At 39.9% G+C, this 15,651-nt stretch carries 14 protein-coding genes and 1 pseudogene; all 15 read right to left on the reverse strand.

What is annotated here, in order from left to right; translation table 11 throughout:
• Window positions 1-86 precede the first annotated feature (86 nt).
• The 15 genes and pseudogenes from HMPREF2728_RS09045 to HMPREF2728_RS09110 all read right to left on the reverse strand — a co-directional run bounded on the left by HMPREF2728_RS09045 (window position 87) and on the right by HMPREF2728_RS09110 (window position 15,643).
• Window positions 87-317 carry a DUF2969 domain-containing protein gene (locus tag HMPREF2728_RS09045; protein ID WP_000037109.1) on the reverse strand — a complete coding sequence of 77 codons (231 nt, stop codon included), beginning with the start codon at window positions 315-317 and terminating at the stop codon, window positions 87-89.
• 134 nt (window positions 318-451) lie between these two features.
• Entirely contained in the window at window positions 452-1,096 is a 645-nt protein-coding gene (gene pcp / locus HMPREF2728_RS09050) for a pyroglutamyl-peptidase I (RefSeq protein ID WP_075227701.1), read from the reverse strand.
• A 13-nt stretch (window positions 1,097-1,109) separates the two neighbouring features.
• A complete protein-coding gene (locus HMPREF2728_RS09055) occupies window positions 1,110-2,033 on the reverse strand; it encodes a DUF979 domain-containing protein (RefSeq protein ID WP_075227702.1) in 924 nt (307 codons plus the stop codon).
• The gene (locus tag HMPREF2728_RS09060) at window positions 2,030-2,719 is read right to left on the reverse strand and encodes a DUF969 domain-containing protein (protein WP_060955885.1); all 690 of its coding nucleotides are present in this window, start codon (window positions 2,717-2,719) and stop codon (window positions 2,030-2,032) included. Before HMPREF2728_RS09060 ends, HMPREF2728_RS09055 begins: the two co-directional genes overlap by 4 nt.
• A gap of 34 nt (window positions 2,720-2,753) precedes the next feature.
• Window positions 2,754-4,721 carry a peptide ABC transporter substrate-binding protein gene (locus tag HMPREF2728_RS09065; RefSeq protein WP_060955886.1) on the reverse strand — a complete coding sequence of 656 codons (1,968 nt, stop codon included), beginning with the start codon at window positions 4,719-4,721 and terminating at the stop codon, window positions 2,754-2,756.
• Between the two features lie 21 nt (window positions 4,722-4,742).
• Window positions 4,743-5,765 (reverse strand): branched-chain amino acid aminotransferase, encoded by a 1,023-nt coding sequence (locus HMPREF2728_RS09070; RefSeq protein WP_075227703.1) that lies wholly within the window; start codon window positions 5,763-5,765, stop codon window positions 4,743-4,745.
• Between the two features lie 124 nt (window positions 5,766-5,889).
• Window positions 5,890-8,367: a DNA topoisomerase IV subunit A gene (parC, locus tag HMPREF2728_RS09075; protein ID WP_075227704.1), complete on the reverse strand. Its 2,478-nt coding sequence runs from the start codon at window positions 8,365-8,367 to the stop codon at window positions 5,890-5,892.
• Between the two features lie 218 nt (window positions 8,368-8,585).
• Entirely contained in the window at window positions 8,586-9,404 is an 819-nt protein-coding gene (locus tag HMPREF2728_RS09080) for an aminoglycoside 6-adenylyltransferase (protein ID WP_075227705.1), read from the reverse strand.
• Window positions 9,405-9,420: 16 nt separating this feature from the next.
• Window positions 9,421-9,639 (reverse strand): annotated as a pseudogene (locus HMPREF2728_RS10455) (GNAT family N-acetyltransferase); the annotation flags it as partial.
• Between the two features lie 66 nt (window positions 9,640-9,705).
• A complete protein-coding gene (locus HMPREF2728_RS09085) occupies window positions 9,706-10,080 on the reverse strand; it encodes a GNAT family N-acetyltransferase (RefSeq protein ID WP_075227706.1) in 375 nt (124 codons plus the stop codon).
• 26 nt (window positions 10,081-10,106) lie between these two features.
• Window positions 10,107-10,853, reverse strand: a complete 747-nt coding sequence (locus tag HMPREF2728_RS10855; protein ID WP_075227707.1) for a DUF6261 family protein — start codon at window positions 10,851-10,853, stop codon at window positions 10,107-10,109.
• A 196-nt stretch (window positions 10,854-11,049) separates the two neighbouring features.
• Window positions 11,050-12,051: a hypothetical protein gene (locus HMPREF2728_RS09095; protein WP_075227708.1), complete on the reverse strand. Its 1,002-nt coding sequence runs from the start codon at window positions 12,049-12,051 to the stop codon at window positions 11,050-11,052.
• Between the two features lie 18 nt (window positions 12,052-12,069).
• A complete protein-coding gene (parE, locus tag HMPREF2728_RS09100; RefSeq protein WP_075227709.1) occupies window positions 12,070-14,013 on the reverse strand; it encodes a DNA topoisomerase IV subunit B in 1,944 nt (647 codons plus the stop codon).
• 148 nt (window positions 14,014-14,161) lie between these two features.
• On the reverse strand, window positions 14,162-15,004 hold the full coding sequence (locus HMPREF2728_RS09105) for an amino acid ABC transporter substrate-binding protein (RefSeq protein WP_075227710.1): 843 nt from the start codon (window positions 15,002-15,004) through the stop codon (window positions 14,162-14,164).
• A 9-nt stretch (window positions 15,005-15,013) separates the two neighbouring features.
• Window positions 15,014-15,643 carry an amino acid ABC transporter ATP-binding protein gene (locus HMPREF2728_RS09110; RefSeq protein ID WP_049504388.1) on the reverse strand — a complete coding sequence of 210 codons (630 nt, stop codon included), beginning with the start codon at window positions 15,641-15,643 and terminating at the stop codon, window positions 15,014-15,016.
• Between the last annotated feature and the right edge of the window lie 8 nt (window positions 15,644-15,651).

Raw genomic sequence — 15,651 nt, forward strand, 5'->3', positions numbered from 1 at the left:
TACAGTCCGCCGCGTTTAGCCTCTTCGCTATCTCTCCAATGTTCAACAAAAACTATTATATCATGAAAATTTACAAAAAACAAGCTTTATTTTGCTAAATTATAGTTTTCAATCAAAATTTCCACAGCTTTTTCAAGTTTTTTATAAAAACTATCGACATTTCCATTCTTTATGATTGCGAATTGATTATCTAGTTCAGCAATTTCACCGATAATCTTTTTCCCAATGGTTAATGTGTAGCCTTCAAACTTTTCCTGACCAACTAAAACAGTTGCGTCTGTTAATTGAATTTCAATTTTTTTATCTTTTTTACTCATACCATACCTCTTTTCACTCTTCCTATTGTACAAGAAATTTAAAAAACTGGCAAGAAAAAACTCTTTATAAGGGCAGCCTTGATAAAGAGTTTTTGTGAGAGAATCTATTTTTTTAATCTAGGGAAGACTCATTGTTAGTGGGTTGTCCCACCCACTAATTTTATGTCCTTATCTTTATAATCTACGATAGCACCAATTGCAGCTTCGATACCTCTGACGATATCAGTTAAATTCATAGATGCTGTATTAGGCTTATTTACCACTTGTTCTGTCATATAAGGAATATGCATAAATCCTGCTCTCATATTGGGAAACTTTTTATCCGCTAAATAGAGAGCCTGATACATCAAATGATTGCAAACAAAGGTTCCTGCTGTATTGGACACTGTAGCTGGTAACCCTTCCTCCTTTATCGCTTGTACCATTGCTTTGATTGGTAGAGTGCTGAAATAAGCTGCTTGACCGTCTAGGCGAATAGGAGTATCAATCGGCTGATTCCCTTGGTTATCTGGAATTCTAGCATCATCTTGATTGATGGCAACTCGCTCAGGAGTTAGACTAGCTCTTCCTCCTGCCTGTCCGATGCAAAGCACAGCATCTGGATGGTATCGATTTATTTCTGCTTCTAAAACCTCTGCTGATTGATAAAAGACCGTTGGGATTGCTACCCAATGAACCTCTGCGCCATGAATCTCTGACGGTAATGATTTAACAGCTTCCAAGGCTGGATTGACCTTTTCACCACCGAAAGGATCAAAACCTGTAACTAATATTTTCATTTTATTTCCTTTGCTAAAATGCCAAAAAGTACATCAAAAATACATGGATGATAATCATGACAATAGCTACTCCTACCTGCGCTTTAATAACCCCATTTGAATCTTTCATATCCAGGAGAGCTGCCGGTAAAGCATTAAAGTTAGCCGCCATTGGAGTCAATAAGGTTCCACAGCAACCTGCCGTCATTGCTAGAGCTGCAGCCACGATTGGATCAGCTCCCAAGGCAAATACAAAGGGAACACCAATTCCAGCAGTAATAACCGTGAAGGCAGCAAATGCATTCCCCATTATCATGGAGAATAGAACCATCCCAAGGACATAAGCCACTACACCCATAAAACGACTACCCGAAGGAACTAAACCGCTTATTAAATGCGAAATCAAGTCTCCAACGCCTGCAACGGTAAAAATTGCTCCCAAAGCCCCTAAAAGTTGAGGCACAATCCCACTAGTTGAGACTTGCTGAACCATGCGATTATTTTCTGCTAACAAGCTTTTAGGAGAATTCTTAGTAATCAATAAAAGAGAGATGGTTGCAAAAAATGCTGCAAGGCTGATAGCAATCTTACTAAACTCAGGGATCATTTTTGCTAATACCAAAGCAATCAAAGCCATTAACATGACCGGAATAAAAATTTTATTCTTTAGTCGTTTAGCTTCAATGTTTGCCTTGACTTCATCCAGAGACGGTAAGGTTCCGATACGAACCTGTTTAAAGAGAGTTAGCAGGGCTAATAGCACTACGATAACTCCAATACAGATAGAAGGTAGATAAGAGCCACCGATAAAACTGATGCCCAATAAAGCCCAAAACCCAGCTGTTCCAAAGCGAACTGGGTTTGTTTTATCTTTATAGCTACAATAAGCCGTATGAAGGAATTGACAACCAATCACAATATAGGTTAACTCTAATAACTGTCTTGCTAGATTGGTCATTCTTCTTTTCCTTTACTAATCTTATTCGCTAGCAGTTTTCTATCAAATAAGTAATTGTAAATCCCTACCACAAGTAGGGCAACTCCTGCAACAATAAGAGAAGCCGAAGCAATGCCTGCATAATTACTTTCATAACCTAATTGGTCCAGAGTGCCCCCCACCAAGAGGACACCACCTGCACCAACGAAAGTGTTCTGAGCAAAGAAATTTGCAAAATTATCATTTGCTGCAGCACGCGCTTTTAGCGCTTCGCTCTCCTGCTCCGTTAATTTTCTACATAATTGAGACTCTGCTGCTGCTTGTCCCATAGGTTGAACCAAAGGCCTTACAAACTGCGGATGTCCTCCTAGACGAATGGCAAAGAAGCTATCGAGTTCCCGAAAAAAGAAATACACTGTATAAAAACTTCCTACGGTCAGACCTTTAATCTTTTGAATCAAGTCAATCGAACGTTGCTTGAGGCCAAAAGTTTCAGATAAACCTACCAGTGGCAAGGTTACCATAAAAATCGTAAGAACTCGTTGATTACTAAATTCTTTTCCCAAAATTTCCAAGAATTCAACAAGAGAAACTCCAGAAACTAGAGCTGTAACTAAACTAGCTAAGACTACCGTTGCGATTGTATCTAACTTATAGATAAAACCAACCATAATGATAAGTATCCCTATTAGTTTAATCCATTCCATATAGGCCCCTTTATTCCAAAAGTACTAGTCTGTTTTATTTGACATGACTTTCTAGTTCTTTTTGGTATTTATTGTTTGATTCCAATTTTTCTTTTTGCCATTTTTCAAGAGCTGCTTGATATTCTTTAGCAGTTACAATCTCTTTTTGCAATTTCATTCCCTTGAAGATGTATGGATCACCCTTAATACCAACTTGTGAGTATGGTTTTGAGAAAGGAACGATGTTGCTGACAACTGGTGAACCACCTGATGAGGCTGTCGGTATCAAGAGAGAGCTATCTGTGAGCCAAGCTTGGGCTTTAGCATATTTTTCATATCTCTTATTCAAATCGTTTGTCTCAGAAACTGCATCATCTAGGAGTTTCTTATATTGGTCTAAACCAAGTTGAGCTACTACTTCCTTGTCTTTTCCTTTAGTAATACCAAGGTGTTTCATAGCAGAACCGGTCTTAGGATCCATGATATTGAGATAACTTGCTGGGTCTTGATAACTTGGAGCCCATCCAGTATTATTCAAATCATAGTCTTTTTGAGCAGGAACACGCGCTTGTGATGTAATACTTTCCTTTTCATTGTCAGTCATTTGAAGGACATCGATGACGACATTTTCAGAACCAAGAGTTGATTCGATTGATTGCTTGAAGGAATTGCTTTGCTGAACAGCAATTGTATTTGTCTGTTCAACTGGGACATCCAAGTGAATTGGGAAGGTTACACCTTTTGCTTCCAACTCTTTCTTAGCTTTTTCAAATGAAGCTTTGGCTTTGTCAGGATTGTAGATGGTATCTTTTCCGTCGACGAGCTCAACACCTTTCCATTGATCTCCATAGTTGACCAATTCTTTTTGAGCGATATCACCAAAGTTTTTGCCACCAGATTGAACGAAATTGTCTGGTACTAGGCTATTACGAATAATCTTGTCCGCACCATCTTCACCATTGAGTTGGGCAGCATAAGAATGACGGTTGAAGGCAAAGTTGATGGCTTGACGGAAGTCCTTGTTCAACATTGCTTCTTTTGTAGAAGTTTTCTGTTCTTCACTTGTTTTCGCTGTCTTATTGAAAGATTGACGGTTTACGTTAAAGGTAAAGTAGTAACTAGTTGAATCCTGTGGACTATATGTAATTTTATCCCCGTATTGTTCCAAAGTAGAAGCAAAGTTTGAGCTACTTGGGAAGAGGCGAGCTGTTGTGTAAACACCTGAAGAGAAGCTACGGATCAAGGATTCTTGGTCTGATCCATCATAGTAAGTTAATTTAACTTTCTCGATTTTAACCTTCTCTTTATCCCAATAATTTGGGTTCTTTTCATATTCGATTAAAGATTTTGAAGTCAATGTCTTCAAAATATATGGACCGTTATAAAGAATACCAGCTGGACTGACCGTTCCATAATTTTTACCAGAAGCTTTGAGGAATTCTTCATTTACTGGCAACATAGTTGCTGAAGTTACTTTGGAATTCCAGAAAGTTTCAGGTGCGTTTAGAGTGTACTCAACAGTATAATCATCCACTGCCTTAACTCCAACTGTTGAGAAATCGTTAGTCTCACCAGTCATATACTCATTCAAACCCTTAATTGAGTTTTGAATAAGAGTGACACCGTCTGATTTGCCATCAGCTACGTGTTTCAACCCTGTAACAAAATCATGCGCAGTTACTTCAGCGTATTCTTCACCTTCTGACGTGTACCATTTAACCCCTTTACGAAGTTTATAAGTATAAGTCAAACCGTCTTGTGAGACACTCCAATCCTCAGCGAGGGAAGGAATCAAATTTCCATATTCATCGTTTTCCAACAAACCATCAACAACGTTACCGATGATATCAGTTGTTGAAGTACGAGTTGCGATACTGTAGTCCAAAGATGATGGGTCTACTCCATAGACATAAGAGAAGGTTGTAGGCGCATCTGCTTCCTTGTCGGCTTTACCACAGGCTACAAGAAGAACTGCTGTACTCAGGACCACTCCTGCTGTTAACATCCACTTTTTCGTTTTCATAAAGATCTCCTTTAATAATTTTTAATCTACTTTTACAATCCAACCTTCTGGTGCTTCAATGTCACCAAATTGAATACCTGTCAATTCATCGTATAGTTTACGAGTCACTGGACCAACCTCTGTCTCACTGTAGAAAACGTGGAAGTCATCACCATGTTGGATTCCTCCAATTGGTGAGATAACTGCCGCAGTACCGCAGGCACCTGCTTCTACAAATCGAGCCAAGTTATCAATTGGTACATTTCCCTCAACAGGCTTCAAGCCTAAACGATGCTCTGCCAAGTAAAGCAATGAATACTTGGTAATCGATGGCAAAATTGACGGACTCAATGGGGTTACAAACTCATTATCAGCTGTAATTCCAAAGAAGTTCGCTGAACCGACTTCTTCAATCTTGGTGTGGGTTGATGGGTCTAGATAAATAACATCTGAGAAATGACGAGATTTAGCCATTTTTCCTGGCAAAAGACTAGCTGCATAGTTACCACCAACCTTGGCAGCTCCTGTTCCATTTGGTGCAGCACGGTCATACTCGTCTTGAATCAAGAAGTTTGTGGGAACCAATCCACCCTTAAAGTAATTTCCAACTGGCATAGCAAAGATGGTAAAAATATACTCCTCAGCTGGTTTTACCCCAATGATATCTCCAACACCAATCAAGAGCGGACGAAGGTAAAGAGTTCCACCAGTTCCATAAGGGGGTACATATTCTTCATTTGCACGAACAACGGCTTTACAAGCCTCTACAAACATTTCTGTTGGAACTTGTGGCATCAAGAGACGATCACAGGTACGTTGGAGTCGTTTAGCATTTTCATCTGGACGGAAGAGTTGAATACTGCCATCCTTTGTACGATAGGCTTTCAATCCTTCAAATGCTTGCTGTCCATAGTGAAGGCTTGGAGATGATTCTGAAATATGCAAGGTTGCATCTTCTGTTAATTCTCCTTGAGACCATTGTCCATTTTTAAAATTAGCGATATAACGATAAGGTAGTTTCATATAGGAAAAACCGAGATTTTCCCAATCAATCGTAACTGTCATGACAATCTCCTTTATTCTAATCAAGCTCTGTGTTCTATTCTACACTATTCTCCTAAAAATTCAAGTATTATTTGTAATTTTCTGAAAATTTTACTTATAAAAAATCAGTCACTAGGACTGATTTTTAATTTTCTTTGTCTTCTTTAAAGATATCTTTGAGATAAGCATCAAAAACTTCTTCATCAGAAATGCTAACTGAAATGAAGTTTCCATTGCTTGTGCGTTCCGATAGATTTAAATCTTGTAGGATTGCTTCGTAAGTCGTTCCATTATTTGATTGGATGACAAGCGTTTGCTCTCCATCTTCTACTTCTGTACTAAAGAGATCTCCAACAAATCCTTGTTCAGAAACTGCACCAGCAAGGAAGACACGATGTGGTTTGCTCTTTAATTCTCTCAAGACTTGAAGGCCACGATTGGCACGACTGGTTGCTGGAATTTCCTCAATCGAAACGCGCTTAAGACTTCCACGATGCGTCAAAAGATAGAAAGATGAAGTGTTGCAGATAAAGGCTGCTTGTATCACATCATCTGCTTTCAGATTCATAGCTTTGACACCTGCAGCTTTAGCACCCACAACTGGAACCTCTTCGATATTAAAGCGAAGAGCGTAGCCATTCTTACTGATTAATAGGACATCATCCAATTTAATCGGAGCTACTGCTACAATCTGATCAGTATCATCTTTCAACTTAGCATATTTGACAGACTTAGAGCGATAGGTTCTCCATGGAGAGAATTCTTTGCGTTCGACACGTTTGATTTGACCAAGGCGAGTCGTTGCAAAGTAAGTTGTCGCATCATCAAACTGATCCACAACTTCTACATAGATCACTTCTTCATTGGTTTCAAAGTTTGTAATAGACTGACTCAAATGCTCTCCGATATCCTTCCAACGAATATCTGCTAACTCATGGACTGGTCGGTAAATGACATTTCCAAGCGTTGTAAATATTAAGAGGTGCTGAGTAGTTTTGACAGATTGAACAAATAGCAATCGGTCGTCGTCCCGTTTACCAATTTCTTCAAGTGTTGAAGCTGCAAAGGAACGAGGGCTAGTACGTTTGATATAGCCCGCCTTAGTCACGCTGACGTAAGTATCTTCTTCAGCGATAAGACTAGCTGTATCAATCTCAATCACTTTTGCTGTATCTTCTAAAGTACTCAAACGTGGAGTCGCAAATTTCTTCTTGACTTCACGGAGTTCTTTCTTCATGAGATTGTACATGGTTCGTTCGTCACCAATGATAGCCGCAAGCATAGCAATTTTTTCACGTAGTTCAGCTTCTTCTTCTTGCAAGACAACCACGTCTGTATTGGTCAAACGGTATAGTTGCAAGGTAACGATGGCTTCAGCCTGCTCTTCAGTAAAATCATAACTGACCTTAAGGTTTTCCTTGGCATCAGCCTTATTTTCAGAAGAACGGATAAGAGCAATGACTTCGTCCAAAATCGAAATAACACGAATCAAACCTTCCACAATATGGAGACGTTTTTCAGCCTTTTCCTTGTCAAAGCGAGAACGTGCCAAGATGACTTCACGACGGTGGGCAATATAGCTAGACAATATAGGCACAATTCCAACCTGACGAGGGGTGAAATTGTCAATAGCCACCATATTAAAGTTGTAGTTGATTTGCAAGTCAGTGTACTTGAAAAGGTAGTTGAGAACAAGCTCGGTATTGGCATCTTTTTTTAGCTCGATAGCGATACGAAGACCGTCACGGTCAGACTCATCCCGAACCTCAGCGATACCTGCCACCTTGTTATTGACACGGACTTCATCGATTTTTTTGACTAGATTGGCCTTATTAATCTCATAGGGAATCTCAGTGATAACGATTTGCTCCTTACCACCTTTCAGTTTCTCGATTTCAGTCTTAGAACGAACAACCACGCGCCCTTTACCAGTTTCATAGGCCTTTTTGATTTCATCTCGGCCTTGAATAATGGCTCCTGTAGGGAAGTCTGGTCCAGGCAAGAATTCCATCAACTTATCAACCTTGGCAGTCGGATGATCAATCATATAGACTGTCGCATCAATAACTTCAGCCAAATTATGCGGTGGAATATCTGTGGCATAACCAGCTGAAATCCCAGTTGAACCATTGACTAAAAGGTTTGGAAAAGCTGCTGGTAAGACAGTTGGTTCTTTCTCGGTATCATCAAAGTTCCAAGCAAAGGGAACTGTCTTTTTCTCGATATCTTGAAGGAGATAGCCTGCAATCTCAGACAAACGAGCCTCTGTATAACGCATAGCCGCAGGCGGATCTCCGTCCATCGAACCATTATTACCGTGCATTTCAACTAAAATCTCACGGTTTTTCCAGTCCTGAGACATGCGCACCATGGCGTCATAGATGGAACTGTCACCATGTGGGTGGAAATTCCCCATGATGTTCCCGACAGACTTGGCCGACTTACGGTAGCTCTTGTCAAAGGTATTGCCATCCTTATTCATCGAATAAAGAATACGACGTTGAACCGGTTTCAATCCATCCCGAATATCTGGCAAAGCCCGGTCTTGAATGATATATTTGGAGTAGCGACCAAAGCGCTCTCCCATGATGTCCTCTAGGGACATGTTTTGAATGTTACTCATATAGGATACAAAGCCCGTAAAATGTAAAGTGAAAATAGGAAATTCTTACAGTGAGCGATGCTCACAAGAGAATTTATCTTTTTCACACAGCATTTAGGGCGTGTTCAACTCCTTTCAAAAAAAGTAGAGTAGGTTTTATAGAAAAGGATTTCAGTTACTTTATATAACTAAACTATCCTCTCTGTAGTTTAAAGTTTTGAATTGTGTTCTTTATTTGCTTAGTGATTAGGAAGTTTTTCCTTAGCATATCTCATCATCTTCTCAGCCACTTCTTTTTCATACTTAAAGCCCATCTTTTGAGCAAGATATTGAGCTTCCTGGTGGAAAAGTTGCATCGTAGCAAACAATGACTGAGTAAGTTTCTCTACACTTGAAAAATCAAGTAGAGATGAGAATTCCTTTTCTTTCTCTTCAGGTAAATAGTTAAAGAGATGCTTGTAGTTTTTACCGATATCAACTATTCCCCTATCACTTGCTACCTGCCAGGCCAATACTTTTAACAATTCTTGCTGACAAATACCGTAGAGATGGTCAGTCGAATAGATGAGCTGATTCCGACAAATGCCCTTGACTACGTAGGCAGAAACCCACCAAAATTCATTGCAAGATTTGTCAAAGTCAGTCGCACTGGCGGGTGCCGTCCAATAGCGCTTAGGCGTCGGTGCATAAGGGACAAAGAACCCCTGCGGGTCATTCAGCACCGTGAAATCTGCTTCACTATCCACCCACTCTTTGATGTGCTCTTTGAGGCAGAGGGTCAAATCGATCCGATTGCCATCTTCAAAGAGCATGAGATAAAGGCGACGGTGTTCCAGTACATTATACTGTTCAATCAAGCGTTTTCCAAACCGATCCAACCAAGCAAGGTCGGCTATCAGACCATCCAAATCCTCCATGATATAGACTACATCATAGTCTTGGAACTCGTCCTTGGGAGCCTTTGGGTTTGTCCGCGAGCCGGACATGGCGACTGCATCGACCTGTAGCACTTTTGCGGTTTGCAAAATCACATCAAACATCTCGGTTTCAGTTCTCATGGGAATACCTTCCTTTTTAGTGGAAACTCTTGATTCTGTAGAGGACATGTCTATAAAGCGGACTGTCTGCTGGAACTTTTTCATTATCAAATTCTTTGACAAATTCCATGCTCAGTTTTTGCATGACTTTTTGCGAAAGTTGATTGAGTAAGGATGTAAAAGAGTAAACTTCTGACAAGCCAGCTTGCTGAAAAGCAAAGTCTAGACAGGCTTGGGCAGCCTCCGTCGCATAACCATCTTGGCTAGTTCAAGCGAATCTGTCAGACCCAGTTTGTTGTCAGGCGTCATTGGCTGTCTCCTTTCATTCAGATTTTCTAAATCCTGTACCAACAGGCTTAAAACTTATTGACCGATAAAATCCATCTGCTTCAGAAATTAATTCAATCCGTGTCAAAGGATATTTTTTGTGGATCTCCTCAATCAGCTGCTGTCCCATTCCTTTTCTGCGGTGGGATTTATCAATAATTATTTCAGCTAAAAAGGTCGTCAGCACTTCATCCGTCAGATAACGGGCAAAGCCAAGGATTTTCTGGTCCTCTTCAAGCACCAAGTAATGAGACAGATTTGTTGAAAATAGATCTGTCACTTTTTCCTCTGTAAAAGAAAGCCATTTTTCACTTTGATAAAGGCTATAAATAGCTTGACAATCTTTTCTGCTTGCAGGTCTTATAATCATCTTCTATTCCTCCAAATCTGTCAGACTTAATTAACACTCCCCACTGCTTCCGTTACCTTCATAGCAGGTTTGCGTTTTTTATAGCGACTACGGATAGCGTTGAGATGGTCACGGAGATCGGCATACTGCTTTTTATCTGGATAAGCATAAGCGTTGATTGCAGTAAAATCCACAAGGAAGTCATAGATTTCTTGCAGTTTCACTCGGACTTCCTTGTTTTGACTAGATGCCTTGCCCTTTTGCTCAGCCAAGCGCTCCTTATAGGCTTTCTCAAACTGAGCCTGCGCCTTTATCAAGGTTTCTACATGAGTTGTCAAATGCAGGGTTGCAAGGGCAGTTTGGTAGTCAGTATCTTTTATCTCCTTGAGCAAATGGTTAATAGCTTCTGTCTCTTTCTCGTAGCTCATACTCGTTAGCCCAGCATAATTTTTGAAAAATTTGCTGAGTTTGTCATAAGCTTCCTTGCTACTTGCCTCTTTCACATGAGAGAAGGCCTTGATCAATCCGGTCAAGGTAGAAAGCGCATCATCACGCTCACGATCAAACGCTTCAAGACTAGCCACCGTTTGACTGGCCTTGGAACGGTGCAAACCAGCTTGCAAGGTCTCAAGAAGTTTCTCCATATCCCCAAGTTTCGTTGCATAAACCTGCTCAGACTTATTGGCTTTTGTAAAAGCCCACAACTCGTTCTTACTCTCAGATAGAAGTTGGAAGAATTCGTTGTTTTCTAAATTGCGTACAGTTAAACTCGTGATTCCATATCCTTTTTTCATAAAACACCTCTTTCAATGATGTGTTTTTAAGTTTTTGCTCTAAAATAATTTAGAACATATCTAAATATTCGAATTTTACTCCAATAACTCAAAACACACATGTGTGATTTGGGTTATTTCCCTCCAGACAAGATATTCTTCAGGTGGGATTTCTTGTTTAAAAACTGGGAAAGGTGATTATTCGTGTGGGATGAAGTCATTTCTTTTTCAATTCATTCAACTTAGACAAATTTCTTCCCATCTCCAGACTGAGAATCACAAACAAGGTGGAAGAATAAATATTATCATACCATTGTTCCAATTCCTCATCATTCATATTTAGATGATATTGCTTATCGTTGTTATGTCTTAACCCTCCTTTGTTATACATCTCAGAAAGATTATCAAAAACAGCAATTTTCTTAGGAATCTTTTTGCCTTTCTTATCCGTTTCAGCCCCTTTTGTTTGTAACACTATTTTTAATTCATTATAAATATCCTTTAATTCTTTAGGTAGTGTTTCAGGATGTTCAAACTCCTTGAGATATGGCTCCAAATAGCCTGCTAAAGAAAGAAGTATCTCTTTCTTACGATGGATATTTCCCTTATTTGCAAAATGATTATATTCTAAAAGCTTTATCGCATCTTGCATATTCGATTCAGATAAAATCTGAGAAACTTCCGAGGCATAGGCATTCTTTTCAACAATGATCTTGTCACCATTTTCTAAAGTAATCAGTTCATGATTTGTTTTATCTAAAGAATACTCTAATCTTTCACATAATTTTTCGTATTGATCCATTAGAGAAGTATGCTTTATAGTTTCTTTCCAAATTTCAAACTCATTATCATCTTCAGGAATCCAGCCTGAATCCTCTATTTTTTCCAGTTCTTTAGATGCCACGTAGTTTTTTGCAAATTTATCTTTATTTCTTATTTCTGAATATAAATCAATAATAAATTCAAAAACAGTATAAAGGCAATCAACACTGGTAAAACGTTGGTAAATGACTGTAAATTTTTCTTCAAATGTAACATGCTGTCCTTTCTTCTCCACTGGATAATACTTTTTATATCCATCGGAAAAAAATTCTTGAAGATTAGTTTTATAATTTTTTATATAGATATCTTCTTGCAGTATTTTTTTTACTATCTCTATTTCTTTCTTAGCATCAAAGCGCATACTTTTAATAAACTCAAAATAATTCTGTCTCGCCATAATATTTCCTATACTATACTAAAACACTGTTGCTTCTTCCAGCGTAAACTTGACATTATCTTCAATCCACTTACGGCGTGGTTCGACCTTATCACCCATGAGGACATTGACACGACGTTCTGCGCGTGCTAAGTCTTCAATCGTAACACGGATGAGGGTACGAGTTTCTGGGTTCATGGTTGTTTCCCAAAGTTGATCGGCATTCATCTCACCAAGCCCCTTGTAGCGTTGGAGGGTGGCTCCTTTGCCAAACTGCTTGCGGAGTTCTTCCAGTTCTCCGTCTGTCCAAGCATAAGCCACTTCTTCTTTCTTGCCTTTACCTTTGGACATCTTGTAAAGAGGAGGGAGAGCGATATAGACATGACCTGCCTCGACTAGTGGCCGCATGTAGCGATAAAAGAAGGTTAAGAGAAGGGTTTGAATGTGGGCACCATCGGTGTCCGCATCGGTCATGATAATGATCTTGTCATAGTTAGCATCTTCAAGAGAGAAATCTGCCCCCACACCCGCACCGATGGTATAAATCATGGTATTGATTTCTTCATTTTTGAGAATATCTGCCATCTTAGCCTTGGCTGTATTAATGACCTTACCTCGAAGGGGCAAGATAGCCTGGAACTTACGGTCACGGCCTTGTTTGGCAGAACCACCGGCAGAGTCCCCTTCGACTAGGTAGAGCTCGTTCTTTGCTGGATTTTTAGATTGAGCTGGGGTTAATTTACCAGAAAGTAAGCCCTTGTCTTTTTTGTTTTTCTTGCCATTTCGGCTCTCATCACGCGCTTTACGTGCTGCTTCACGGGCATCACGGGCCTTGATGGCCTTGCGAATCAGATTAGAAGCCAACTCCCCATTTTCCATGAGGAAGAAGGTCAACTTATCAGCTACAATCCCATCTACAACTGGACGAGCTAGTGGACTTCCTAGTTTGTCCTTAGTCTGTCCTTCAAATTGCAAATGTTCTTCAGGAACCAAGATAGAAAGAACGGCCGCCAATCCTTCACGGTAATCTGACCCTTCAAGATTTTTATCTTTTTCTTTGAGAAGCCCCGTCTTACGTGCATAGTCATTCATAACCTTAGTGATGGCTGACTTGAGTCCTGTCTCATGCGTTCCACCGTCTTTGGTACGGACGTTATTGACAAAGGATAAGATGTTATCTGAAAATCCATCATTATACTGGAGGGCTACTTCTACTTGAAAACCATTATCTTCCCCTTCAAAGTATAGGACAGGCGTCAAGGTTTCCTTGTCTTCGTTGAGGTAGGAAACAAAGTCTTGGACCCCATTCTCATAATGGAATTCAATTGCTTCGTCTGTTCGCTTGTCCGTTAATGACAAGGTTACATTCTTCAAGAGAAAGGCTGACTCATTGAGACGCTCTGAAATGGTATTGTACTTAAAGTCTGTCGTGGAAAAGATACTGGCATCAGGCATGAAGGTCACTTTGGTACCTGTCTTAGACTTAGGTGCCGTTCCAACCTTTTCAAGAGTTGTTACTGGCTTGCCTCCATTTTCAAAACGCTGCTTGTAGACTGCACCATCACGAGTAATTTCTACCTCTAACCAACTAGAGAGGGCATTGACGACAGAAGATCCAACCCCGTGGAGACCTCCTGATGTCTTATAACCACCCTGACCGAATTTTCCTCCGGCGTGAAGGATGGTAAAGATAACCTCTACCGTTGGAATTCCCATAGCGTGCATCCCCGTCGGCATTCCACGTCCGTGGTCTTGAACCGTTAAACTTCCGTCTTTATTAATGGTCACATCAATACGATCGCCAAACCCAGACAAGGCTTCATCGACCGCATTATCGACGATTTCCCAGACAAGGTGGTGGAGACCAGCACCATCAGTCGATCCGATATACATCCCTGGACGTTTCCGAACCGCATCCAACCCTTCTAGCACCTGAATGGCATCATCATTATAATTGTTAATATTGATTTCCTTTTTTGACACAAGGAACCTCCTATTTGTTCATCTTTACTATTTTACAGGTTTTCTAGGGATTTTGCAAAATTTTCAAGTTAAAAAGCCTATTCACAAGTCCTTTTTAGTAAAAAAAGCACTCATTTCCACCCTAAAAAAAGAAACCAAGACGAGAGTCTCAGTTTTCTTTTCCTTTAACTTGACTTGTTGCAATATCTTCACCAAACCATTTTTGGCTAATTTCTTGGAATTTACCTTCTTGATATAGTTCTTCAAAAGCTTTATTCAAATTTGCTAACAAGGTCTTATCAGCTGGTCTCACACCAACTGCAAAAGACTCACTCTCAAAACCAGCAGGAAAAATCTCATACTGGTCTAAAATTCCTTCAGTTTCAAGATAATAATTGGCGTAAACACGGTCTATTAAGAGGGCATCAATCCGATCATTTTGCAGGTCAATCAAGGCTTCTGTAAAACTTTGATATTGGTTTGCCTTCTTATCTTTTACAATATTTTTTAAGAGTTCCGGTTGAGCTTCAAAATCTATATAACCAGAGGAACCTGCTTGGGCTCCCAAAATCTTATTTTTCATATCCGAAACCGACTGGATATTTTGCGATTTTTTAGAGACGAGAACTTGTTGATTTTCCATGTAGGGAATGGTAAAAGCAACCTTCTCACGGCGTTCATCAGTCGCTGAATATCCATTCCAGATAGCATCAATGGTGCCGTTTTGAAGTTCGGTTTCCTTCATGTCCCAATCAATGGGTTGAAATTGTGCCTTGAAACCAAGTTTCTCAGAAACAGCCTGTGCTAAATCAATGTCAAATCCAGCATATTGCCCATTCTTTTCTTCAAAGCCCATGGGAACAAAGGTATTGTCAAACCCGATGGTAATTGTACCTTGTTCTTGGTATTTGTCCCAATTATCGACTTTGGGATCACTAGATTTTTGTGTGCATCCTACTAGGAAAAAAGCAAGTAAGAATACCAAAACAAGGCTGATTTTCTTTAGATTCATAGACACCTCCTACTTAGGCTCTACTTTGAGAATCTGATCAGCAATATTCTCTGCAAACTGGAGATCGTGAGTCACGACAATCTGAGTCATGCCTAATTCTCGATTTTGTAGGATCAGTTTTTCAACCTCGAGACGCAACTCTGGGTCAAGGGCTGAAGTTGGTTCGTCATACCCAATCACTTCAGGATCTATCATCATAGCGCGTGCTAAGGCAACCCGTTGCTTTTGACCACCAGATAATGAGTATGGATAAGCATCTGCATGAGCTTCTAGACCCAGACGAGTTAATAAGTCGACCGCCTTCTTCTTTGCATCTGCTTCAGACATCCCCATAGTCTTGATAGGTGACAAAATCAAGTTTTCCATAACGGATAAGTGAGGAAAAAGCTGAAAATCTTGAAAAACAAAACCTAACAAGTGGCGCTTTTCAAGTTCATCCAAAGGTAGGGATTCTCCATTATAAAAAATCTCTCCTGAATCAATGGTCTCAAGTCCAGCTAACATTCTAAGCAAGGTAGTCTTTCCACCACCAGAAGGGCCAACAATGGCCAAAATTTGCTTTTCAGGAATTGTTAAACTGAAATTGGATAAAATTTCTTTTTTTCCAAATTTTTTGCTGATATTTCTTAACTCTAACATGGTTAACC

Origin of the sequence: Streptococcus sp. HMSC061D10, from assembly GCF_001808865.1 — a bacterium.
GTDB lineage: Bacteria > Bacillota > Bacilli > Lactobacillales > Streptococcaceae > Streptococcus.